Source organism: Qaidamihabitans albus (assembly GCF_016464705.1).
Taxonomy (GTDB): domain Bacteria; phylum Actinomycetota; class Actinomycetes; order Mycobacteriales; family Pseudonocardiaceae; genus Qaidamihabitans; species Qaidamihabitans albus.
In genome coordinates this window covers 106,899-129,873 of sequence record NZ_JAEHOB010000006.1, presented here as the reverse complement: position 1 = coordinate 129,873, position 22,975 = coordinate 106,899, and the positions used below count along the sequence as shown (strand labels likewise).

The 22,975-nt window shown below is 71.1% G+C and carries 22 protein-coding genes; 15 read left to right on the top strand and 7 right to left on the bottom strand.

Going from position 1 to position 22,975, the window contains the following annotated elements; genetic code table 11:
- Positions 1-10: 10 nt before the first annotated feature.
- Entirely contained in the window at positions 11-835 is an 825-nt protein-coding gene (locus JAP66_RS14090) for a metallophosphoesterase family protein (RefSeq protein WP_199432171.1), read from the top strand.
- Positions 836-852: 17 nt separating this feature from the next.
- On the opposite strand, the gene JAP66_RS14085 is transcribed toward JAP66_RS14090, so the two are convergent.
- Together JAP66_RS14085 and JAP66_RS14080 are read right to left on the bottom strand one after the other, a co-directional pair.
- Positions 853-1,704 carry an MFS transporter gene (locus JAP66_RS14085; RefSeq protein ID WP_307849559.1) on the bottom strand — a complete coding sequence of 284 codons (852 nt, stop codon included), beginning with the start codon at positions 1,702-1,704 and terminating at the stop codon, positions 853-855.
- Positions 1,705-1,984: 280 nt separating this feature from the next.
- Positions 1,985-2,812 (bottom strand): PAC2 family protein, encoded by an 828-nt coding sequence (locus JAP66_RS14080; RefSeq protein WP_235999019.1) that lies wholly within the window; start codon positions 2,810-2,812, stop codon positions 1,985-1,987.
- Between the two features lie 161 nt (positions 2,813-2,973).
- Here JAP66_RS14080 and metH point away from each other — a divergent pair, with 161 nt between their 5' ends.
- From metH to JAP66_RS14055, 5 genes are all read left to right on the top strand, one after another.
- On the top strand, positions 2,974-6,534 hold the full coding sequence (gene metH / locus JAP66_RS14075) for a methionine synthase (RefSeq protein ID WP_199432170.1): 3,561 nt from the start codon (positions 2,974-2,976) through the stop codon (positions 6,532-6,534).
- 9 nt (positions 6,535-6,543) lie between these two features.
- Positions 6,544-7,221 carry an HAD family hydrolase gene (locus JAP66_RS14070; protein ID WP_372448967.1) on the top strand — a complete coding sequence of 226 codons (678 nt, stop codon included), beginning with the start codon at positions 6,544-6,546 and terminating at the stop codon, positions 7,219-7,221.
- Positions 7,222-7,345: 124 nt separating this feature from the next.
- Positions 7,346-7,609 carry a phosphoribosyl-ATP diphosphatase gene (locus JAP66_RS14065; protein WP_199432169.1) on the top strand — a complete coding sequence of 88 codons (264 nt, stop codon included), beginning with the start codon at positions 7,346-7,348 and terminating at the stop codon, positions 7,607-7,609.
- A gap of 35 nt (positions 7,610-7,644) precedes the next feature.
- Positions 7,645-8,490, top strand: coding sequence for an ATP phosphoribosyltransferase (gene hisG / locus JAP66_RS14060; RefSeq protein ID WP_199432168.1), 846 nt, complete (start codon positions 7,645-7,647; stop codon positions 8,488-8,490).
- Entirely contained in the window at positions 8,487-9,428 is a 942-nt protein-coding gene (locus JAP66_RS14055; RefSeq protein WP_199432167.1) for an AEC family transporter, read from the top strand. Before hisG ends, JAP66_RS14055 begins: the two co-directional genes overlap by 4 nt.
- Before the next feature lie 123 nt (positions 9,429-9,551).
- Here JAP66_RS14055 and JAP66_RS14050 read toward each other — a convergent pair whose 3' ends face one another.
- The 3 genes from JAP66_RS14050 to JAP66_RS14040 all read right to left on the bottom strand — a co-directional run bounded on the left by JAP66_RS14050 (position 9,552) and on the right by JAP66_RS14040 (position 12,334).
- Positions 9,552-10,478 carry a ParA family protein gene (locus JAP66_RS14050; RefSeq protein WP_199432166.1) on the bottom strand — a complete coding sequence of 309 codons (927 nt, stop codon included), beginning with the start codon at positions 10,476-10,478 and terminating at the stop codon, positions 9,552-9,554.
- Positions 10,479-10,582: 104 nt separating this feature from the next.
- Positions 10,583-11,359: a thioesterase family protein gene (locus JAP66_RS14045; protein WP_199432165.1), complete on the bottom strand. Its 777-nt coding sequence runs from the start codon at positions 11,357-11,359 to the stop codon at positions 10,583-10,585.
- Between the two features lie 66 nt (positions 11,360-11,425).
- Positions 11,426-12,334 (bottom strand): RecB family exonuclease, encoded by a 909-nt coding sequence (locus JAP66_RS14040; protein ID WP_199432164.1) that lies wholly within the window; start codon positions 12,332-12,334, stop codon positions 11,426-11,428.
- A gap of 116 nt (positions 12,335-12,450) precedes the next feature.
- On the opposite strand from JAP66_RS14040, the gene JAP66_RS14035 reads away from it, so the two are divergent.
- Positions 12,451-13,611: a site-2 protease family protein gene (locus JAP66_RS14035; RefSeq protein ID WP_199432163.1), complete on the top strand. Its 1,161-nt coding sequence runs from the start codon at positions 12,451-12,453 to the stop codon at positions 13,609-13,611.
- Between the two features lie 64 nt (positions 13,612-13,675).
- Positions 13,676-14,500 (top strand): tRNA (adenine-N1)-methyltransferase, encoded by an 825-nt coding sequence (locus tag JAP66_RS14030; RefSeq protein ID WP_199432162.1) that lies wholly within the window; start codon positions 13,676-13,678, stop codon positions 14,498-14,500.
- Between the two features lie 3 nt (positions 14,501-14,503).
- Here JAP66_RS14030 and JAP66_RS14025 read toward each other — a convergent pair whose 3' ends face one another.
- Positions 14,504-15,013: a hypothetical protein gene (locus JAP66_RS14025; RefSeq protein ID WP_199432161.1), complete on the bottom strand. Its 510-nt coding sequence runs from the start codon at positions 15,011-15,013 to the stop codon at positions 14,504-14,506.
- Between the two features lie 625 nt (positions 15,014-15,638).
- Between JAP66_RS14025 and arc the strand changes: the two genes are divergently transcribed.
- The 4 genes from arc to JAP66_RS14005 all read left to right on the top strand — a co-directional run bounded on the left by arc (position 15,639) and on the right by JAP66_RS14005 (position 19,663).
- Entirely contained in the window at positions 15,639-17,459 is a 1,821-nt protein-coding gene (gene arc, locus JAP66_RS14020; protein ID WP_199432160.1) for a proteasome ATPase, read from the top strand.
- Between the two features lie 100 nt (positions 17,460-17,559).
- Positions 17,560-17,934 carry a hypothetical protein gene (locus JAP66_RS14015; protein ID WP_199432159.1) on the top strand — a complete coding sequence of 125 codons (375 nt, stop codon included), beginning with the start codon at positions 17,560-17,562 and terminating at the stop codon, positions 17,932-17,934.
- A gap of 61 nt (positions 17,935-17,995) precedes the next feature.
- On the top strand, positions 17,996-18,934 hold the full coding sequence (locus JAP66_RS14010; protein WP_199432158.1) for an aldo/keto reductase: 939 nt from the start codon (positions 17,996-17,998) through the stop codon (positions 18,932-18,934).
- Between the two features lie 66 nt (positions 18,935-19,000).
- Entirely contained in the window at positions 19,001-19,663 is a 663-nt protein-coding gene (locus JAP66_RS14005) for a hypothetical protein (protein ID WP_307849558.1), read from the top strand.
- Here the strand turns inward: JAP66_RS14005 and JAP66_RS14000 are convergent.
- Positions 19,654-20,202: an NUDIX domain-containing protein gene (locus JAP66_RS14000; RefSeq protein WP_199432157.1), complete on the bottom strand. Its 549-nt coding sequence runs from the start codon at positions 20,200-20,202 to the stop codon at positions 19,654-19,656. The two genes, JAP66_RS14005 and JAP66_RS14000, sit on opposite strands and share 10 nt — an antisense overlap.
- Here JAP66_RS14000 and dop point away from each other — a divergent pair.
- From dop to prcB, 3 genes are all read left to right on the top strand, one after another.
- Positions 20,201-21,703 carry a depupylase/deamidase Dop gene (gene dop / locus JAP66_RS13995; protein ID WP_199432156.1) on the top strand — a complete coding sequence of 501 codons (1,503 nt, stop codon included), beginning with the start codon at positions 20,201-20,203 and terminating at the stop codon, positions 21,701-21,703. The genes JAP66_RS14000 and dop overlap by 2 nt on opposite strands.
- An 85-nt stretch (positions 21,704-21,788) precedes the next feature.
- Positions 21,789-21,983, top strand: a complete 195-nt coding sequence (locus JAP66_RS13990; protein ID WP_199432155.1) for a ubiquitin-like protein Pup — start codon at positions 21,789-21,791, stop codon at positions 21,981-21,983.
- Positions 21,984-22,113: 130 nt separating this feature from the next.
- On the top strand, positions 22,114-22,974 hold the full coding sequence (gene prcB / locus JAP66_RS13985) for a proteasome subunit beta (protein WP_199432154.1): 861 nt from the start codon (positions 22,114-22,116) through the stop codon (positions 22,972-22,974).
- Position 22,975: the final 1 nt, after the last annotated feature.

Below are 22,975 nucleotides of genomic sequence, written 5' to 3'. Positions count from 1 at the left end.
CGTGGACGGCGTGCCGAACCTGTTCGCGACGAGCGACCTTCACGTGACCCACCGGGGCAACGCGCCACTCGTGGACTCGGTCCGACCGGACTCACCCGAGGACTGGCTGCTCGTCGCGGGCGACGTCGGCGAGCGGGTGGACGCGGTGATCGAGACGCTGGCCGTACTGCGCGCGCGGTTCGCGAAGGTGGTCTGGGTGCCCGGGAACCACGAGCTGTGGACGACCCCGAACGACCCGGTGCAGGCACGCGGACAGGAGCGCTACGACGAGCTGGTGCGGCGCTGCCGGGCCATCGGCGTCGACACACCGGAGGACGAGTTCCCGGTGTGGGAGCACGCCGCGCGGCCGCTGACGATCGCGCCGCTGTTCGTGCTCTACGACTACAGCTGGCGCACCCCGGCGGCCGAGGGCCGGTCGCTGGACGAGGCGCTCGGGCAGGCCCGCGACGCGGGTGTGGTGTGCACCGACGAGTTCTACCTGCATCCCGAGCCACATCCGAGCCGGGCCGACTGGTGCGCGCAGCGGCTGAAGCTCAGCCAGGAACGGCTCGCGGCGATCCCGCCGGGGCACGGCACGGTGCTCATGTCGCACTGGCCGCTGCACCGGCACCCGACCCGGCCACTGCACTACCCGGAGTTCGCGATGTGGTGCGGCACCGAGGAGACCGCGGACTGGCATCTCCGCTTCCGCGCCGAGGTCGCCGTGTACGGCCACCTGCACATCCCGCGCACGACCTACCACGAGGGCGTCCGGTTCGAGGAGGTCTCCCTCGGCTACCCGCGCGAGTGGCGTAAGCGCGCCCGGGGCGCGGTCCCGCTCCGCCGGATCCTCTGAACCCGCCCGCGACCGGCTCAGCGCCGCCCCGGGCGCAGCGTGAGCGCGAGCGGCACGACGAGCACCAGCAGGGTGGCGGGCAGCAGGAAGCCGAGCGCGGTGTCGGCGTGGTACGGCGCGGTGAACGCGGCGGGCGCGGCGGCCATGCCCAGGAATCGCAGCGCCTGCACCACCGAGATCGCGCCGCTGCGCCCGCGCTCGCCCGCCGAGAGCACGGTGGTGTTGACCGCCACGATGATCAACTGCCCGCAAACGCCGCCGAGTGCCCAGGCCGCCGCCACCACAGGCAGGGAGTCGAAGATCCCGATCGCCGCCACGAGCACGCCACCGGCGGCCAGGCCGAGCACCGCGGCGGACCGCGTTCCGAAGCGATCCGACAGCCCGCCGACATGACGGGCGGTCAGGAAGCCGACCAGGCCGTACCCGGTCAGCACCAGCCCGCGCAGGCCCGAGCTCAGCCCGAAGGTGTCCTCCAGCCGGAACGCCACCAGGAAAGACAGCCCCGAAAGACAGGCCCAGCCCACCAGCGCCAGGAGCCCGGGCAGCAGCACCGAGCGGCGCCACGCGTCGCGCAGCCGCGCCGGTCCGGCATGGTGGTGCGGGCCGTCCGGCGGCAGCCGGCACACCGCCAGCAGCAACGCGACGACGGCGATGGCGGCGAACGCCCACCGCCACGACACCTCGGCGGCGAGCCCGCCGGCCAGCGGCGCCGACGTCTGGCCGACGGCCTGCATCGCGCCGAGCAACCCGAGCGCGCGGCCCAGCCGGTCCGGCGGCGTGCCCGCGGCGAGCTTGGCCATGAGCAGCGGCAGGGTGAACGCGTTCGCCGACCCTGCACCCCGCGGCTCACCTGGAACAGCCAGAACCACGGCGCGACGGCCGCCACCACCGCGGCCGCGGCGTACACCACGTAGGCAAGGCGGATGGTCCGGCCGAGTCCCCAGCGTTCGCCGAGCGTGCCGGACACCAGCATCAGCACGGCGAAGGGCACCAGGTACGTCGTCAGTGACGCCGCCGCGGCCGAAGGTGAGACGGCGAAGCTCGTCCCGAGCTCCGGCAGGATCGCGGCCACCACACCGCCGCCGAACGGCCCGAGCAGGGCGCCGACGTACAGCGTGCCCCGGGTCAGACGGGAGCCGGCCAACCCGGTCAGCGACCGGCCGAGCCCGGCCCGTCCGGCCTGCGCCTGCGCAGGTAGCGCTCGAACTCCGCGGCGATCTTGTCGCCGCTCGCCTCGTCCAGGGTGATCTCGGCGTCGCCTCGCTCCTCGAGGGAACGCACGTACTCGCTGATCTCCTCGTCGTCGTCGGCCATCTCGCTGACCGTCCGCTGCCACTCCTCGGACTGCTCCGGCAGCGCACCCAGGGGGATCTCGACGTCGAGCACGTCCTCCAGCTTGTGCAGCAGCGCGAGCGTGGCCTTGGGGGAGGGCGGGTGCGAGACGTAGTGCGGGACGGCCGCCCACACCGACACGGCGGGGATCCCGGCCTGCACGCACGCGTCCTGCAGCACCCCGACGATGCCGGTGGGCCCCTGGTACCGGCTGCGTTCGAGGCCGAACCGGGAGGCGGCCTCGGCGTCGTAGGCGGTACCGGTGACCGGCACCGGCCGGGTGTGCGCGGTGTCGGCCAGCAGGGCACCCAGCGTCACGACCGTGGAGACCTCCAGCTGCTCGATGTGCTCCAGCAGTTCCGAGCAGAAGGCCCGCCAGCGCATGTTCGGCTCCGGCCCCTGGACCAGCACGATGTCGCGGTCCGACTTCTCGGGATGGCAGATCGCCAGCCTGGTCGTCGGCCACTCCACCCGCCGGGTGACCCCGTCCACCATGCGGACCGTGGGCCTGCTGACCTGGAAGTCGTAGTAGTCGTCGGGGTCGAGCTCGGCGAGCGGTTGGGCGTCCCAGTTGAGCTGGAGGTGCTCGAGCGCCGTACTCGCCGCGTCACCCGCGTCGTTCCAGCCCTCGAAGGCCACGATCATCACGGGCTTCAGCTCGTCCCCGTGGTCATCCTCACCGGATCGCGGTGCTTCCTCCGGGTCCGGCTGCCGCGGCTGGTCGTCTGGTGCTTCGTCGAGGGACTTGCTCACCCCGCCAGCGTACGGGCCGACCACAGCGCGTGGAGACCCGTAGGCTGTATGGCATGCCGGAGCATCCCTCCTCGCCGCTGCTCGACGCGCTCACGAGCCGTGTCGTGGTCGCCGACGGAGCGATGGGTACCGCCCTGCAGGGCCACGATCTGTCACTGGACGACTTCGCGGGCCTCGAGGGGTGCAACGAGATCCTGAACGTCACCCGCCCCGACGTGGTGCGCGAGATCCACCGCGGCTATCTCCTGGCGGGGGCCGACGCGGTGGAGACGAACACGTTCGGCGCGAACTACGCCAACCTCGGCGAGTACGGCATCGCCGAGCGCATCTTCGAACTGTCCGAGGCGGGTGCCCGGCTGGCGCGGGAGACCGCCGACGAGTTCTCGGCGCCGGGGCGGCCGCGGTTCGTGCTCGGTTCGGTGGGGCCGGGGACGAAGCTGCCGACCCTGGGCCACGCCTCGTTCGCCACGCTGCGCGACGCCTACGCCGAGGAGGTGCGAGGGCTGCTGGCCGGCGGGGTCGACGCGGTGATCGTGGAGACCACGCAGGACATCCTGCAGACCAAGGCGTCGATCATCGCCGCGCACCGGGCGATGACCGCCGAGGGCCGCCGGGTCCCGATCATCGCCTCGATCACGGTCGAGACGACCGGGACGATGCTGCTCGGCACCGAGGTCGGGGCGGCGCTGACGGCCCTGGAGCCGCTGGGCATCGACCTGATCGGGCTCAACTGCGCGACCGGTCCCGCGGAGATGAGCGAGCACCTGCGCACGCTTTCCAAGCACGCCAGGGTGCCGCTCTCGGTCATGCCGAACGCCGGGCTGCCCGAGCTCGGGCCGGACGGCGCGGTGTACCCGCTCGGCCCGGAGGCACTGGCCGAGGCGCTGTCGGCGTTCGTCGCCGAGTTCGGGGTGGGCCTCGTCGGCGGCTGTTGCGGAACGACGAACGAGCACATCCGGCAGCTCGCGGAGGCGGTACGCGAGGTCCCGGCCGCCGCCCGCGCCCCGCGGCCGGAGCCGGGCGTGTCCTCGCTGTACCAGGCGGTGCCGTTCCGGCAGGACGCTTCCGTGCTGATGATCGGTGAGCGCACCAACGCCAACGGCTCGAAGGCGTTCCGTGAGGCGATGGTCGAGGGCCGCTTCGAGGACTGCGTGCAGATCGCCAGGGCACAGACCCGTGACGGTGCGCACCTGCTCGATCTCTGCGTGGACTACGTCGGCCGCGACGGTGCCGCCGACATGGCCGAGCTGGCCGGCAGGCTGGCGACGGCGTCGACGTTGCCGATCATGCTCGACTCCACCGAGCCGGCGGTGCTGCGTGCCGGGCTGGAGCGCCTCGGCGGCCGCTGTGTGGTCAACTCCGTCAACTACGAGGACGGTGACGGACCGGACTCGCGCTACCACAAGGTGATGGAGCTGGTCCGCGAGCACGGTGCCGCGGTCGTGGCGCTGTGCATCGACGAGGAGGGCCAGGCCCGCACCGCGGAGTGGAAGGTGCGGGTCGCGACCCGGTTGATCGAGGACCTCACCACGAACTGGGGCATGCGGGTCGAGGACATCGTCGTCGACTGCCTGACCTTTCCCGTCTCGACCGGGCAGGAGGAGGTCCGCCGCGACGCCATCGAGACGATCGAGGCCATCCGGGAGCTCAAGCGCCGCCACCCCGGGGTGCAGACCACACTCGGGGTCTCCAACGTCTCGTTCGGCCTGAACGCGGCGGCGCGGCAGGTGCTGAACTCGGTCTTCCTGCACGAGTGCGTCCAGGCGGGCCTGGACACGGCGATCGTGCACGCCTCGAAGATCCTCCCGATGGCGCGCATCCCCGGCGAGCAGCGGGACGTGGCGCTCGACCTCGTCTACGACCGGCGGCGCGAGGGGTACGACCCGCTGCAGCGGCTGATGGAGCTGTTCGAGGGCAAGTCGGCGGCCTCCGGCCGGGCATCGCGGGTCCAGGAGCTGGCGAAGATGCCGCTGTTCGAGCGGCTGGAGCGGCGGATCGTCGACGGCGAGCGCAACGGCCTGGAGGCCGACCTGGACGCCGCCCGGCGGGAGAAGCCGCCGCTGGCGATCATCAACGACACGTTGCTCGCGGGCATGAAGACGGTGGGGGAGCTGTTCGGTGCGGGGCAGATGCAGCTGCCGTTCGTGCTGCAGTCGGCCGAGGTGATGAAGGCGGCCGTCGCGTACCTGGAGCCGTACATGGAGAAGGACGACTCCGGGGGCAAGGGCCGGATCGTGCTGGCCACGGTGAAGGGCGACGTGCACGACATCGGCAAGAACCTGGTGGACATCATCCTGTCCAACAACGGCTACGACGTGGTCAACCTCGGCATCAAGCAGCCGGTCACCACCATCCTGGACGCGGCGCGGGAGAATCGTGCGGACGCGATCGGGATGTCCGGCCTGCTGGTGAAGTCCACGGTGATCATGAAGGAGAACCTCGAGGAGATGAACTCCCGGGGCGTCGCCGAGGAGTGGCCGGTGCTGCTGGGCGGTGCGGCACTGACCCGCTCCTATGTGGAGAACGATCTGAGCGAGGTCTACCACGGCGAGGTGCGCTACGCCCGGGACGCCTTCGAGGGGCTGCGGTTGATGGACACCATCATGGCCGTCAAGCGTGGCGCGGCGCCGGCCGTGGACCCGGAGGAGCAGGCCCGCAGGGCCGAGCGGAAGGCGCGCCGCGAGCGGTCGCTGCGGATCGCGGAGGCCCGCAGGGCACGGAAGGCGGAGCAGGAGGAACCGGAGCCGCCCGCGCGTTCGGACGTGGCCACCGGCGTACCGCTGCCGGCGCCGCCGTTCTGGGGCACCCGGGTGATCAAGGGCGTGCCGCTGGCCGAGTACTCCGCGCTGCTCGACGAGCGCGCGACGTTCATGGGGCAGTGGGGCCTGCGCGGCGCGCGCGGTGGCGGCGGCCCCTCCTACGAGGAGCTGGTGGAGACCGAGGGCAGGCCGCGGTTGCGGTACTGGCTCGACCGGCTGGCCACCGGCGGCGTGCTCGCCCACGCCGCCGTGGTCTACGGCTACTTCCCGTGCGTGGCCGAGGGCGACGACGTCGTGGTGCTCGCCGAACCCCGGCCGGACGCGGGCGAGGTCACCCGGTTCACGTTCCCCCGGCAGAAGCGTGACCGGCGGCTTTGCCTCGCCGACTTCTACCGGCCCCGGGACCTCGCGGCGCGGGCCGGCGAGGTGGACGTGCTCCCGCTCACGCTCGTCACCATGGGACAGCCGATCGCCGACTACGCCAACGACCTGTTCGCGGCCGACGCCTACCGCGACTACCTCGAGGTGCACGGTCTCGGCGTGCAGCTCACCGAGGCGCTGGCCGAGTACTGGCACCGGCGGATCCGCGAGGAGCTGCGCTTCGCCGGCGGCAGGCCCGTCGCCGACGAGGACCCGGCCGACGTCGAGGAGTTCTTCAAGCTCGGCTACCGCGGCGCGCGCTTCTCGCTCGGCTACGGCGCGTGCCCGGACCTCGACGACCGTGCCAAGATCGTCGACCTGCTCCGGCCCGAGCGGATCGGGGTCAAGCTCTCGGAGGAGTTCCAGCTGCACCCCGAGCAGTCCACCGACGCCATTGTGGCCCACCACCCGGAAGCCAAGTACTTCAACACGTAGGAGAGGGATGTGACTCGACCGTCCGATGTGGACGGCCCGGCCGCGGTGCTCTGGGATATGGACGGCACGCTCGTCGATACCGAGAAGCTGTGGGACGTGGCCCTGTACGAGGCGGCGAACTGGCTCGGCGGCGAGCTGTCGGAACAGCAGCGCGCCACGCTCGTCGGCTCCAATATGGCCAGCACCGCACGGTACCTGCTCGGCGCGACGGGACGGCCGGTCAGCGCGGAGTCGGTCACCGAGGTGGGGGAGTGGATCCGTGCGCACACCGCCACCCTGTTCGCGGACGAGCTGCCGTGGCGGCCCGGAGCCAGGGAGGCGCTCGCCGCGGTCAGGTCGGCGGGGATCGCATCGGCACTGGTCACCTCCACCGAAAGGTCGCTGACGGAGCTGGCCCTGGACACGATCGGCCGGGAGTTCTTCGACGTCACCGTGTGCGGCGACGAGGTGGACGGGCTGAACAAGCCGCATCCGGAGCCCTACCTGCGGGCGGCGCGGCTGCTGGGCGCCGATCCGGAGCGTTGCGTGGCGGTGGAGGACTCGCCGCCCGGCACCGAGTCGGCGGTGGCGGCGGGCTGCTCCGTGCTCGTCGTGCCCAACGACGTGCGGGTCGAGCCCGGAACGCGGCGTACGTTCCGCTCGTCGCTGGTGGGCGTCGACGCCCTGTCCCTCGCGCGGCTGCTCTAGCTGGTCACCCTCGTGAGTGGCCACACGAGTTAGAACGCGCGTGGCCACTCACGAGCGTGACGTGCGGCGCAGCGTGGCGGCCCGCCAGCGGGCTCGTCGCCGGCGGATGGAAGGATTCAGCGCCGTGAAGACCTTCGAGGAGCTGTACGCCGAGCTTGCCGAGCGCGCCCGCAGCCGGCCACCGGGCTCGGGGACCGTGGCCGCACTGGACGCTGGTGTGCACGCGCAGGGCAAGAAGGTGCTGGAAGAGGCGGGCGAGGTGTGGATCGCCGCCGAGCACGAGTCCGACGAGCGGCTCGCCGAGGAGATCTCGCAGCTGCTCTACCGGGTGCAGGTGCTGATGCTGGGCCGGGGTGTGTCCGTGGAGGACGTCTACCGGTACCTGTGAACGTCGCGGGAAATGGTTCGAGGGAGGAGTCGGGGATGCTGCGTGTCGCGGTGCCGAACAAGGGAGCGCTGGCCGGGCCTGCGTCGGAGATGCTCGGCGAGGCGGGGTACCGGCAGCGGCATGAGCAGCGGGACCTGACCGTGCTCGACCCGGTCAACGAGGTCGAGTTCTTCTTCCTGCGCCCGAAGGACATCCCGATCTACGTCGGCTCCGGCGATCTGGATCTCGGCATCACCGGCCGCGACCTGGCGCTCGACTCGGGTGCGCCGGTCGCGGAGACGCTGTCGCTCGGCTTCGGCGGCTCGACGTTCCGCTACGCCGCACCGGACGGCCGCGACTGGAAGGTCGCCGACCTGCACGGCAAGCGACTCGCGACGTCGTACCCGCGGCTGGTCCACGACGATCTCACCAGGCAGGGTGTCGAGGCCGAGGTCATCCGGCTCGACGGCGCCGTGGAGATCTCGGTGCAGCTCGGCGTCGCCGACGCGATCGCCGACGTGGTCGGCTCGGGGCGCACACTGCGCCAGCACAACCTGGTGGCCTTCGGGGACCCGATCTGCGTGTCCGAGGCGGTGCTGGTGCACCGCGCCGGCTCCGAGGAGTCGAAGCCGAGAGCGCAGCTGGCGGCGCGGCTCCAGGGGGTCGTGTTCGCCCAGCAGTACATGATGCTGGACTACGACTGCCCGCGGGAGCTGCTGGAAACGGTCATTCCGATCACACCGGGGCTCGAGTCGCCGACCGTCGCGCCGCTGGCGCACAAGGACTGGGTGGCCGTGCGGGCGATGGTGCCGCGCAAGCTGGTCAACTCCATCATGGACGAGCTCGCCGCCGCCGGGGCCAGGGCGGTCCTGGCCTCGGACATTCGCGCCTGCCGGCTGTGACGGGGGCGCTCGTCGCCTTCGCCCCGATCTGGTCGCTGACCGGGCTCGGTTACCTGCTCAGCCGCTTCACCGTGCTGGGCGAGCGGGCCGACACGGTGCTGACGAGGTTCGCGTTCAACGTCGCGATGCCGGCGGTGCTGTTCAGCACGCTCGTCGACACGCCGTTCACGGCGTTGCTGAACCCGGGCCTGCTGGCGTTCGCGGCCGCGACGGCGACGACCGGCCTGATCGGCGCGGCGCTGTCCTGGACGGTGTTCCGCCGGGGCATCGCCGAGCGGACCGTGTCCGGCATGGCCTCGTGCTACATCAACGCGGCCAACCTCGGCGTCCCCGTCGTGCTCACCGTGCTCGGCGACGTGTCGTTCATCGTCGCGGTGCTGCTGCTCCAGACGCTGTTCATGATGCCCTCGATGCTGGCGCTGCTGGAGGCCGGGCGACCCCACGCGGACGGGGGCCGGTGGCGCACGCTGCTGCTGCTCCCGGTGCGCAATCCGATCATCGCGGCTTCGCTGCTCGGCGTCCTCGTGGGCACGACGGGCCTGCGGCTGCCGGAGGTTGTCCTCCAGCCGATCCACACCCTCGGCGATGCCGGGGTGGCGGTGGCGCTGCTGGTGCTGGGCATGTCGCTGCGCGCGGGAACGACCGGGGTCACGCTGCCTGGTGACACCGGTGAGCGGCGGCTTTCCGAACGGCTGATCGTGGTGGTGTTGAAGACGATCCTGCAGCCCGCGACGGCCCTTGGTGTCGGCCTGCTGCTGGACCTGCCCCGGCCCGCGCTGCTGGCCGCGGTGCTGTGCTCGGCGCTGCCCACCGCGCAGAACGTGTTCATCGCGGCCAGCCGCTACCACATCGACGTCCGGTTCATCCGTGACTGCGTGCTGCTGTCCACCCTGGTGTCGATGGGCACGCTGTCCCTGATCGCCGTACTGCTCGGCTAGCGAGCAGGCGCGGCGTTGTGCCTGGTCACCTCTCGTGAGTGCGTACGCGAGTTAGAACACTGTTACGCACTCACGACCGGTGACCTGCGGGACACATGTGGGGTGACGCGCGGACGCGCCGGGCTAGCGGGGGCGGGGACGTTTCGGCAGCAGGTCGTAGAGCTTGCGCCGGGCACCGTTGTCGTTGGCGTCGCGGGCCTCGGAGACATCGGCGATGAAGTCCTCGAAGACGAACTCCTCGTCGGGCGGCGGTGGCGCGTGGTGCTGCCCGACCACCGAGTCGAGGGTCTGCGCGATCTGCCGGAACGCGACGGCCTGCACGGTCTCCGGCGCGAACGTGGTCACCGGCATCCCGCGAGCGGCTGCCTCGTTCATCACGACGCCGAGCGGCAGGTGCGGCAGCACGGGGATGCCGAAGCCGTGCAGCTCCTGCAGCGCCGCGGCGGCGTAGCCGGAAATGGGCCTGCGGTAGAGGCCGGGCACGAGCCCGTAGTAGGCGATCGGCGACCGGTTCACGGCCTTCTCGAGGTAGCTGATCTGCTCGCGCATCAACCGCAGTGCCCGGATACTCGTGCGGTCCGGCTGCACCGGCACGAGGATGCCGTGGGTGGCCATGAGCGCGTTGTTGGTGAGCACGTCGAGCGCGGGCGGGCAGTCGATGATGATGTGGTCGTAGTTGGCGAACTGGATCACCCTCGCCAGTTGCCAGCCGGGCACCCGGAACTGGTCGAGCCTGCGCACCAGGTCGAACATCCCCGGTGAGGTGGGGATGACGTCGAACGCCCCGCCCGCCCCGACGTTGCTGCGGCGATGCGACACGATCAGGTCCTCGACCGGCCCCTTCCACGTCTTGGTGAGGGCTCTGGCGAGGCTGGGCGCGTCCGGGGCCGCCTCGGGTAGCCCGAGCAGCTCGGTGGTCGCGTGGCCCTGCGGGTCGAGGTCGATGAGCAGCACCCTGCGGCCGCACTCGGCGAGCGCGGCGGCGGCGCCGACACTGAGCGAGGTCTTGCCGACCCCGCCTTTCTGGTTGACCACCGAGGTGATCTGCACTCTGCGCCAGCTCCCAGGTCTCGTGGTTTGGCAAGCAGGCTAGTAGATCTCGGGCGAGCGCGCCGGGAGCACAGCGAGTGTGTTGACCACGGCCGGGTGTCCCATCAGCGCCGCCGGACCAGTAGCGCCTGCGTTCCGGTGGCTGTCTGCCCGGCCGTGTCATGCAGTCTGCTGGTGGCCGTGCCGACGCCCTGCGGGCCGACGATCGTGGTGGCGTCGAGCCCGATCCACTCGCCCTCCGGCTCGCGATGCACGTGCACGGTCAGCTCCGAGTTGATGAACCACCAGGTGAGCGGATCGAGCCGGTTGGAGACGCCGTTGCCCGAGTCGGCCACCGTGAACAGCCGTTGCAGCGGGCTCGGCTTCTCGCCGTCGACGAGAGACACCCGCTGCCGGGCCCAGACCGCGGCGGAACCGGGCCGCACGATGGAGCCGCCTGCCACCCGCCACTCCATCGCATGCAGGTAGCCGCCCAGCCAGTCGTCGGGCCACTCCGCCTCAGGGCACCCGCCGGGCGAGGGGAGCGGCTCGGCGGCGCCGGCGGCGATCTCGGTGGTGTCGGAGCCGGCGAGCCGCCACGCCGAGGCACGCGCCACGGTGCGCGCGCCCGCGGCGAGCTCCGCCGAGAGCAGCTCGACGGACCGGCCGGGCCGGTCCACGGTGGCCCGCACCGAGAGCTCGGTGAGCGGCGCGGGACCGAGGATCTCGATGGTGACCCGGCCGAGCAATGACTCGCGTTCGGCCGGGATCTCCTCCAGCGCGCGCACCAGCAGTGCCGAGGGCGGCCCGAAGTGCTGGGCGTCGGGCGCCCACGGACCGGACGTGTGCTCGGTGGGCAGGAACCGCCCTTCCCCTCGGGGGAGATAGAACGCGTCGGCCACGGGGTCTCCTTCTCGGTCGGTGCCCTCGAAAGCGCGCGACGCGATCGTGGGCCTTCACCGGACGTGTCAGTCCGCGCGGTCGAGGACTGATTCTTCGCCGGGGTCTGGCTCGGGCCAACCCGGGTACTCCGGTGGCGTGCCGCCGAACTCGGGACACCGCGACTGGTGGCTGCACCAGCCGCAGAGTTTGCTGGGACTGGGCCGGAAGTCACCGGTCCTGCCGGCCCGCAGGATCGCCTGCCAGATGGCCTCGAGGGTTCGCTCGAAGCGAACGAGCTCGGGCTCGTCGGGCGTGTAGGCGAGTTCCTGGCCGTCGGTGAGGTACATCAGCTTGAGCTGCCGCGGTACCTCACCGCGCAGCCGCCACAGCACCACGGCGTAGAACTTCATCTGGAACATCGCCTTGGCCTCGCCGATCTGCCGTGGCGCGGTACCGGTCTTGTAGTCCACCACCCGGATCTCGCCGGTCGGCGCCACGTCGAGCCGGTCGATGTAGCCACGCAGGAGCACGCCGGAGCCGAGTTCGGTCTCCACGTGCAGTTCGCACGCCTCCGGGTCGAGCCTGCTGGGATCCTCGAGTCCGAAGTAGGCATCGACGAGCTGTGTCGCGGAGTCGAGCCATTCGCTCTCCCCACGGGAATCGTCGTCGGCGAAGAGTTCCGTCCACTCAGGACGTTCCTGGGACAGCTCCGTCCACATCGGTCGCAGCAGTTCCCTGGCGCGGGCGGGTACCCGCTCGTCCCGGGGCAGCGAGAACAGCCGCTCCAGCACGGAGTGCACGAGCGTCCCGCGCACCTGGGCCTTGGTGGGCACCTCCGGTAGCCGGTCCACCGCACGGAAGCGGTAGAGCAGCGGGCACTGCTTGAAGTCGCTCGCCCGGGACGGCGACAGGGCCGGCCTGCGGACGCGTTCGGCGCCCTCCGGCGCCGGGTTCGGGACGGTCGCCGTGGCTGTACTGGTCGTGCCCTCTGCCATGCCCGGCAGCGTAACGCTCCGGTACGACAACTCCCGGTAACGTCGTGGGGCCGGGCGATGCGCGGACACGCCCACAGGTCACCCCCGTCCAACACCGCACGATTTACGCTCTGCTGATGGACGCGACGAGTGAGCGCGGGCGGGGTGAGTCCGGGCGGGCCTCCGTACTGGACGGTGGCCTGCTGCTCTTCCGCGTCGACGGGGTGCCGGTGCTGCTCGCGCCGTCGTGGTGGGTCGGCTCCCTGATCGTCGTGGTGCTGTACGCGCCGCTGGTCGGACGGCTGCTGCCCGGCGCGAGCACCGCGACGTCCTGGCTGCTCGCCGCCGCCTTCGCCGTGCTCCTCGGGCTGTCCGTCCTCGCGCACGAACTGGGCCACTGTGTCGTGGCGCTCCGGCTCGGCATCCCGGTTCGCAGGTTGCGGCTGTTCCTGCTCGGCGGGCTGTCCGAGGTCGCGCGCACGCCGCGCAAGCCGGGGCAGGAGGGCCTGGTGGCGGTGGCCGGCCCGGCGGTGTCAGTGCTGCTCGCGCTGTTCTGCGGCCTGCTGCTGCTCGCCGTCCCGCCCGGCGGAGCGGTGTGGCTGCTCGTCGCCCAGTGCGCCGTGGCCAACCTCGCGGTCGGGCTGTTCAACCTGCTGCCCGGGCTTCCGCTTGACGGCGGCAGGCTGCTGCGGGCGGGCGTGTGGGCTCTCACCGGCACTCGTGCGCGGGGGACCAGGGCCGCGGTGTTCGGCGGCGGCGCCGTCGCCGTCGGGCTTCTGGTGTGGGCGCTGTGGGGACTGGCCGTGGGCAGCGACGACCGCTGGTTGCGGCTCGGCGTCTGCGTGGTGACCGCCTGGTTCGTGGCGATGGGTGCGACCAGCGAGCTCGCGGCGGAGAGCAGGCGCAGCTGGCCCGAGGGGCTGGCGATCACCGACCTCATGCGCCCGGTGCTGCAACTGCCCGCGGAGAGCCCGGTGTCCGACGCCCTGGCGGCCTCGGCGGGCAGGGGAGTGGTGCTCGTTCGCGCGGACGGGGTGGCGGCGGGGCTGCTCGACGAAGCCGCCGCGGAACGGCTGGCGATGTCGTCGCCGCAGGCGCCCGCGGAGGGCGCCGCCGAACCGATCCGCGCCGAGACCGTGCTGCTGGCCTCCGAGCCGGGTGCGGACATCGCGGAGCGGGTGGGGGAGACGGCGGCATGGCAGTTCCTGGTCGTCGACGACGAGGGCAGGCCGGCCGGTGTGCTGCACCGGGAGGACCTGCGCGCGGCGACGTCCGGGCGGGCACGCCGTACCGGCTGAACGCGGGCCGCGGCGGTCTGCGACGATCAGCCGCCGATCCGTGTGTCCGCGAAATGGAGGTTCAGTGGCAGCAGGGGGGCCGTTCCGCGCCGGTGACCGGGTGCAGTTGACCGACCCGAAGGGCCGGCACTACACGATCGTCCTCACCGAGGGCGGGCAGTACCACACCCACCGGGGGGCACTGGACCACGACGACGTGATCGGCAGGCCGGAGGGCTCGGTCCTCACGTCGACGGGCGGGACCTCGTACCTGGCCCTGCGCCCGCTGCTCGCCGACTACGTGCTCTCGATGCCGCGCGGCGCGCAGGTGATCTACCCCAAGGACGCCGCGCAGATTCTGATGTGGGGTGACATGCGGCCCGGTGCGCGGGTACTGGAGGCGGGCGCGGGTTCGGGCGCGCTGACCTGCTCCCTGCTGCAGGCCGTCGGCCCCGAGGGCAGTGTCACCTCGTACGAGGTGCGTGAGGACCATGCCGAGCACGCCGTCCGCAACGTCGAGAAGTTCTTCGGCGGGTCGCCGCCGAACTGGACGCTCCAGGTCGGCGACGTGGCCGAGCACCACGGTGAGGTGGACCGCGCCGTGCTCGACATGCTCTCGCCGTGGGAGGTGCTGCCCACGGTCTCGGCCAGCCTCGTTCCTGGCGGCGTCCTCGTGGTCTACGTCGCCACCGTGACGCAGCTGTCCCGGATCACCGAGGCCCTGCGGGAACAGCAGTGCTGGACCGAGCCGGAGTCGTGGGAGACCGTGCTGCGGCCCTGGCACGTCGTGGGACTGGCGGTTCGCCCTGAGCACCGCATGGTCGCGCACACGGCGTTCCTGCTCACCACCCGCAGGCTGGCCGAGGGCGTCACGCCGCCGCGGCCGCGCCGCAGGCCCAGCCGCGGCTAGCGCTCAGGCCGGGCCGGACAGGCACCACGTCCCGCCCTCCTGCTTCGTCGCGAAGCTGCCGTCCTGCGCCTGACCGCCGGAGGTGAGCCGGAACGAGATCTTCCCGGTGCCCGCCCCCTCGGTCACGTCGAGGAGCTCGGCGGTGAGGTCGCCGGGGATGGACGGCTCCTTGGCGTCCTTGACGCTGGGGCAGACCATGTCGCGCAGTGCCCGGCCGTCCTGACCGTTGAAGGCCACGATCACGGCGTCGGCGAGTTCCTGGTTGGTGGCCCGCCCGCCGGGAGCCGGCTGTCCCTGGTCGTCCGGTACTCCGGGCTGGGACGACACAGGGGGCTGGGACACAGGGGGCTCGGCCGGCTCGGAGTGCTCGGGCCCGGTGGGTGCCTGCGGCGCGGCCGTCGCGGACGGTGCCTCGCTCGAAACGGGGGCGGCGCCGGCGGACTCCGGCCGCGCCTGGTCGTCCTCGCGGGTGAGCAGCAGGACGAGCGCCACCGCGCCCGCGACGACGAGCACCGCGGCGATCGCCAGCGTGACGATGAGCCCGGTCTTCCTCCTGCGCGGGGGCTCGCCACCCGGTCCGCCGGGGAAGCCTGGCTGCGGTGGCCCGTACGGTGGCGGGTTCTGCGGCCCGTAAGGGCCTGGTTGGCCAAATTGTTGTGTTGGGTCCGGCCCGGTTTGCCCACCGTATCGGGGCTGTACTCCGCCCGGGGCGGATGTGCCGCCGTGCGGGCCCGGCTGGTTTCCCGCGTCCTGCGGACCGTGCGGGCCCGGTTGCCACGCCGGACCCGATGGGCCCTGCGGTTGCGGCGGATACGTCATGAGTGCCCCTTTGTGGTCGCATCCTGCGGAAATCGTGCTCCACGCGGTGGATCGGAAGCCGATGCTAGCGGCGCCGCCTTTCACCTGGCCGCGGTGTGGCGCGTCGGCCTGCTTTGTCCGGTTCGGCGTTTCGGCCTGACTGTCGCGGGTACAGACGGACAGTGACGATCAGGGCCGGAGACATGCCACCGAGTCGGCTCTTGTGCCGGAGTTCGGCCGCCTTCCGGCGTGCGACGCGCCGATCCTGTGATGCGGAAGGGCTTTTCATGTCGGTGATCGCCGGTACCGTGGAAAGAAAGCATTCCGAGGAGGTGCCGAAATGCAACACGACCTTCCCGGAGGTCGGCACGAGGAGGCCGACTCTTCAGATACGAGTGGAGCAGGAACGGCGGGGACCCCGACGAGCGAGCAGGCACGGCAGATCCGGTTTCTCGAGGAAGAAGTCGCTCTGCTGCGCCGGAAACTGACCGACTCGCCCCGCCAGAACCGAGTGCTCGAGCAACGACTTGCCGAGGCGACCGAGCGTGTAAGTCAGCTTACCGAGCGTAATAACAAGCTGGTCGAGACGCTGCGGGAGGCGCGGGGACAGCTGCTGGCACTGCGGGAAGAGGTCGATCGTCTCGCGCAACCTCCGAGTGGCTACGGCGTTTTCGTGGCCGCGTACGAGGACAGCACGGTGGACGTCTACACCGCGGGCCGGAAGATGCGGGTGTCGGTGTCCCCGGCGGTCGAGATCGACTCGTTGCGACGCGGTCAGTCGTTGCGGCTCAACGAGGCGCTCACGGTGGTGGAGGGAGGCGACTTCGAGCGCACCGGCGAGGTGTGCGCGCTGCGCGAGGTACTGCTGCCGGAGAACGAGGGCGGCAGCCCGCGTGCCCTCGTCGTGGGACACGCGGACGAGGAGCGCGTCGTGTGGCTGGCCGATCCGCTCGGCGAGCAGACCCTCAAGCCCGGTGATTCGCTGCTGGTCGACTCGAAGGCCGGTTACGCCTACGAGCGGGTCCCGAAGGCCGAGGTCGAGGATCTGGTGCTGGAGGAGGTCCCGGACGTCCGCTACGAGGACATCGGAGGTCTCTACCGGCAGATCGAGCAGATCCGCGATGCCGTGGAGCTGCCGTTCCTGCACTCCGACCTGTACCTGGAGTACGAGCTCAGGCCGCCGAAGGGCGTCCTGCTCTACGGGCCTCCGGGCTGCGGGAAGACGCTCATCGCCAAGGCGGTCGCCAACTCGCTGGCGAAGAAGGTCGCCCAGGGCCGCAACGGGCACGACTCGGCCTCGGACGTGAAGTCCTTCTTCCTCAACATCAAGGGTCCCGAGCTGCTCAACAAGTTCGTCGGGGAGACCGAGCGGCACATCCGCCTGATCTTCCAGCGGGCCAGGGAGAAGGCCTCGGACGGCACGCCCGTGATCGTCTTCTTCGACGAGATGGAGTCGATCTTCCGGACCCGTGGCAGCGGGGTGTCCTCCGACGTGGAGACCACCATCGTCCCGCAGCTGCTCTCGGAGATCGACGGTGTCGAAGGGCTCGAGAACGTCATCGTGATCGGCGCTTCCAACCGCGAGGACATGATCGACCCGGCCATCCTGCGGCCGGGCCGGCTCGACGTGAAGATCAAGATCGAACGGCCGGACGCCGAGGGCGCGAAGGACATCTTCTCCAAGTACCTCACGCCCGGCCTGCCGATCCACTCGGACGACCTCGCCGAGTTCGGCGGGGACACGCAGGCGACGCTGGAGGCGATGATCCAGCACACCGTCGAGCGGATGTACGAGGAGACCGACGAGAACCGGTTCCTGGAGGTCACCTACGCCAACGGGGACAAGGAGGTCCTGTACTTCCGTGACTTCAACTCGGGCGCGATGATCCAGAACATCGTGGACCGGGCGAAGAAGTCGGCGATCAAGTCGGTGCTGGAGACTAACCAGCCCGGCCTGCGCGTGCAGCACCTGCTGGACGCGATCGTCGACGAGTTCGCGGAGAACGAGGACCTGCCCAACACCACCAACCCGGACGACTGGGCCCGGATCTCCGGCAAGAAGGGCGAGCGGATCGTATACATCCGCACGCTCGTGACCGGCAAGAACCAGGATTCCGGCCGGGTGATCGACACCGCGACCAACACGGGGCAGTACCTGTAGCGGCCGCTGCCATCCGGTGCGGGCCACCGGCGTTGCGAGAACGCAGTGCCGGTGGTCCGCATTGTGACACGAGGTGTATAACGTCCTATACTCTGTCGCCATGACAGAGTCCTCCGCGCCCTCCGTGTCCTCCCCGTCCTCCTCGTCCTCCCCGATTTCCGCTCCCGTCACGGCGGCCGACGTGCTGGCCTGGCTGGAGAACACGGCCGCCGCCGTGCGTGCCGAGGAGATCGACGCGGCCGAGCTGATCCGCCTGCTCGGCGAGCTCCGGGCGGCGTCGACGGCGTGCGCGAACGCGTCCGACTGGACCCTGCTGGCCGCCCGGGAGGCGGGCGCGAGCCTCCGCCAGATAGCCCCGGTGTTCGGCAAGGGATACGTGCGGGCGCCCGCTGCGCGGCTGGAGAAGCTCCATCGTGAGGTGCTGTCGGCCGATCAGTTCCTGGAGCTGTTGCGCCACCGGCAACCAGATGTATAACGACCTATACGGCACGGCATATGAGGCATCCATCCGCCCCCTATCCGATTACCGTGGCGCCATGAACAACACCGCACGGACGGCTGTCGGTCTCGCGGCGCTGGGCCGCCCCGCGTACCTCAACCTCGGCCGGGTCGGGGAGCTGCCTGCCGAGCGGGACGTCGCGGCCATGCGCGCGGCCACGCACGACGTGCTGGACGAGGCGTACGCGGCAGGGGTGCGCCGGGTGGACGTGGCCCGGTCCTACGGCCGCGCGGAGGAGTTCCTCGCGCAGTGGCTCGACGCCCGTGGCACCACGGACGTCACGGTGTCCAGCAAGTGGGGTTACGCCTACGTCGGTGACTGGCGGCTCGACGCGGCGGTGCACGAGGTCAAGGAACACTCGCTGTCCCGGTTCCGGCAGCAATGGCGGGAGAGTCAGGAGCTGCTGGGCGAGGTGATCTCGCTATACCAGGTCCACTCGCTGACGGCCGACAGCCCGCTGTTCTCCGACGAGCCGCTGCTCGCCGGGCTCGCCGAACTGGCCGGGAACGGTGTCCGGGTCGGCTTCTCCACCTCCGGGCCCGCCCAGGCGGACACCATCCGCCGGGCACTCGAACTGAGCAGTGCCGGGCAGCCGGTGTTCACGGCGGTGCAGGCGACGTGGAACCTGCTGGAACCCTCCGCGGCGCCAGCCCTGGCCGAAGCCCATGCGGCGGGCACGCTGGTGCAGCTCAAGGAGACGCTGGCCAACGGCAGGCTCGCCGTGGACCCGCCCCGGCCGATCGCCGAACTGGCCGGCCTGTGGGCCGTACCGGCCGACGCCGTGGCACTGGCCGCGGCGTTCGCGCAGCCGTGGGCGGACGTCGTGCTCACCGGTCCGGCGAGCAGGGCCCAGCTGGCCGCCAACCTGAACGGGGCCGAGCTCAGCCTGACCGCCGAGGAGCTCGGGACGCTGAGCGGTCTCGCCGAGAGTCCGGCCGATTACTGGGCACATCGATCCTCGCTGACTTGGCGGTGACGGCCTGCACTACTGTCGGGCCCCGTTCGGGGCAACTGTGGGACGACGGGAAGACGGAGAGACACCGTGCGTCAAGGGCGGGTAGCGATCGCCGTGACGGCGCTGGCGGCGGCCGCGCTGGCCGGCTGCGCCGATCGGCCGAACGACCTCAACACCTACTACGACGACGGCGCTCCGGCCGGCCCGCCGAGCGCCTCGAACACGGCCGCCGCTGGGAGCACCGAGAGCACCGAAACCACTGCGGATCCGCCGGAGACGCCGGACGCGCCGGCGGACCCCACCCGGCTCGGTGCGTCGGTGAGCGCCGCGGTACTCACCGACGAGGACGTCGCCGCCGAGGGCGTGCGGCCCGCACCTGCCGTGGCGTCCGCGGACGGCTGCCTGGCCGCGATCCCGCTCGGCCTGGTCTCCCAGCAGCGCCGTGACAGTCGCTGGGAGTACGCGACCGGGTCGACGCTCGAGCAGCGCGTGACCGGCTACCCGGACCATTCCGCGGCCGATGTGCTCGACGGGCGCGTGCGCTGCGCAGGCGAGCCGATCCCGGTGGCCGTCGAGCCCCCGGTGGATGCCCATGCGGCGTGGTGCGCGGACACGACCTGCACCGTGCTGCTCGCGCAGGGCCGCGTGCTCTCCGGTGTACAGGTGAATGCCGGGGAGCGGGAGCGTGCCGCCGAGGCGGTGCGGCGGCTCGCCCCGGTCGCGGCGGCCAGGCTCTCCGTTCAGCCGTAGCGGCGGAACCACTCCTGGATGCCGAGGCGGCCGTCCGGGACCAGCGGGCTGGTGGGGTCGTCGGCCCACGCGCGCAGCTCAGGCAGCGGCATCCAGTCACCGCCGACGATCTCCTCGGGCTGGTGGATGATGGGGCCGCCCCAGCGCACCTCGAACGCGAAGTTGTGGCAGCGGATCGGCGGCCGGTCGTACACGAGCGTGAACAGCGGGACCGGTGACACGCCGTGGATGCCCAGCTCCTCCGCGAGCTCCCGGCCGGCGCATTCCGCCGGGGTCTCGCCCGCGGCCACCACGCCGCCCGCCCAGCAGTCGTACGCGGACGGGAACACGTCCTTGTCCGGCGAGCGCAGGTGTACGTAGACCTGCTCGCCGTCGGGCGAGCGCACCAGGACCACGGCCGCGGCATGCCAGTGCCCTTCGGCCCGGACTTCTGCCCTGCTCACGCTGCCCACGACGGCTCCGCGCGGGTCGTACTTCGCAACAAGCTCGTCACCGCCCACAAGGCGATACTCCCACCATGACCCGTAGGCTGGTGCCATGCGGCGGATCATGGGAACCGAGGTGGAGTACGGCATCGCGGTGCCTGGCGACGCGACGGCGAACCCGGTGCTGACCTCCACCCAGGTCGTGCTGGCGTACGCGGCGGCCGCGGACATCCCGCGGGCCCGGCGCGCGCGCTGGGATTACGAGGTCGAGTCGCCGTTGCGGGACGCTCGTGGTTTCGACCTGGCCGGGCCCGGGCACCAGGGCCAGGACCCCGATGTCGAGGACCTCGGCGCGGCGAACGTCATCCTGACCAACGGGGCGCGCCTCTACGTCGACCACGCGCATCCGGAGTACTCCGCGCCGGAGGTCACCAACCCGCGGGACGCGGTGATCTGGGACAAGGCGGGCGAGCGAGTCATGGAGGAGGCCGCCATCAAGGCGGCCACCGTGCCAGGCCAGCCCCCGCTGCAGCTCTACAAGAACAACGTGGACGGCAAGGGGGCCAGCTACGGCACCCACGAGAACTACCTGATGGCGCGGTCCACGCCGTTCACCGCCGTGATCTCCGGCCTGACGCCGTTCTTCGTGTCGCGGCAGGTGGTCACCGGCTCCGGCCGGGTCGGCATCGGCGCCCAGGGCGAGGAGCCGGGCTTCCAGCTGTCCCAGCGTTCCGACTACATCGAGGTCGAGGTCGGCCTGGAGACGACGCTCAAGCGCGGCATCATCAACACCCGGGACGAGCCGCACGCCGATGCGGACAAGTACCGCAGGCTGCACGTGATCGTCGGCGACGCGAACCTCGCCGAGTACTCGACCTTCCTGAAGGTCGGCACGACCGCGCTGGTGCTGGACATGATCGAGGCCGGCATCCGGTTCGACGACCTCAAGCTCCACGAGCCGGTGCGCGCGGTGCACGAGATCAGCCACGATCCCACGCTCAGGACCAAGGTGGAGCTCGCCAACGGCCGCAAGTACACCGGTCTCGACCTGCAGTTCGCGTATCACGAGATGGCTTCGGCGCACGTCGAGCGCACGGGCGCGGACCAGCAGTCGAAGGAGGTGCTGCGGGTCTGGGGCGAGGTGCTCGACGCGCTGGTCCGTGATCCGGCCGAGTGCGCCGACCGGCTCGACTGGCCTGCCAAGCTGCGGTTGCTGGAGGCCTACCGCCAGCGGGACCAGCTCGGCTGGGCGGCGCCGCGCCTGCACCTGGTCGATCTGCAGTACTCCGACGTGCGGCTGGACAAGGGACTCTACAACCGGCTGGTGACGCGTGGCTCGATGAAACGCCTGGTCAGTGAGGATGAGGTGCGGGAGGCGGTCACCACCCCGCCGTCGGACACCCGCGCGTACTTCCGGGGCAGGACGCTCGAGAAGTACGCCAGCTCCATCGCGGCCGCGTCGTGGGACTCGGTGATCTTCGATGTCGGCAAGGAGTCGCTGGTGCGCATTCCCACCCTGGAGCCCCTGCGCGGCACGAAGGCGCACGTGGGGAAGCTGCTGGACGACTGCGCGACGGCCGAGGAACTGGTGGAGGCGCTGACCGGATCGGACTAGCGGGACCTGCACCGCGTGGCGATGGACACACCGAATGTCGGCGGCTCTAGGTACCCTGGAAGCAACGGCCACACCGGGAGGCGAGATGGCTCAGGAGAAGATCGAGAAGCACGGCGGCGGCGACTCCGACGAGGAGATCGAAGCCGGCGATGCCGCCGGTCAGGAACGTCGCGAGAAGATGGGCGAGGACGTCGACACGATCCTCGACGAGATCGATGACGTGCTCGAGGAGAACGCCGAGGACTTCGTGCGTGCGTACGTGCAGAAGGGCGGCCAGTGACGGGGCCGGCAAGATCCTATGATCGCGGCGACGTGATCGTGTCGCGGGCACTGGCGCTCGACCCGATCCAATAGGCTAGCTGACCGCATTTCAGTCCGGCTCACTTCGTTGATGGGAACCACGAGCACGCATGGAAAACTCTCCGCGCAACTCGGGCTTTGCGCTGCCCTCGGCATACCTGTCGTCGACGTCCTCGTCCTTCACCGAGTTCCTGCGGGCCCAGGCCCCGGAGCTGCTGCCCAGTGACCGTCCGCAGGGAGCGGTGACCGCGGGTAGCGGCTTCGAGGCGCCGCACGGGACGACGATCGTCGCGTCGACGTTCAGCGGCGGCGTGCTGATCGCGGGTGATCGGCGGGCGACCACCGGCAACCTGATCGCGTCGCGTGACCTGGAGAAGATCTTCGTCACCGACGAGTACTCCTCGGTGGGCATCGCCGGTACGGCCGGCATCGCCATCGAGCTGGTGCGGCTCTACGCGGTCGAGCTCGCGCACTACGAGAAGATCGAGGGCGTCTCGCTGTCGCTGGACGGCAAGACGAACAAGCTGGCGACCATGGTCAAGGCGAACCTGGACGTGGCGATGGCGGGCCTGGCGGTGCTGCCGCTGTTCGTCGGTTACGACATCCAGGCCAGCGACCCGAAGCGGGCCGGGCGGATCGTGTCCTTCGACGTCACCGGCGGCCGGTACGAGGAGAACGCCGGTTACCACGCGATCGGCTCCGGTTCGGTGTTCGCGAAGTCGGCGCTGAAGAAGCTCTACGACCCCGAGGCCGACTCGGAGACCGCGGTGCGGGCGGCGATCGAGGCGCTCTACGACGCCGCGGACGACGACACGGCAACCGGCGGGCCGGACCTGGTCCGCCACATCTATCCGACGGTCGTGACGATCACCGCGGAGCACGGCGCGCTCAAGGTGCCGGAGGAGGAGACCTCCGAGCTGGCACGGACCGTCGTCGAGCGCCGCGCGGAGCGGCCCGGCAGGCTCGGCTAGC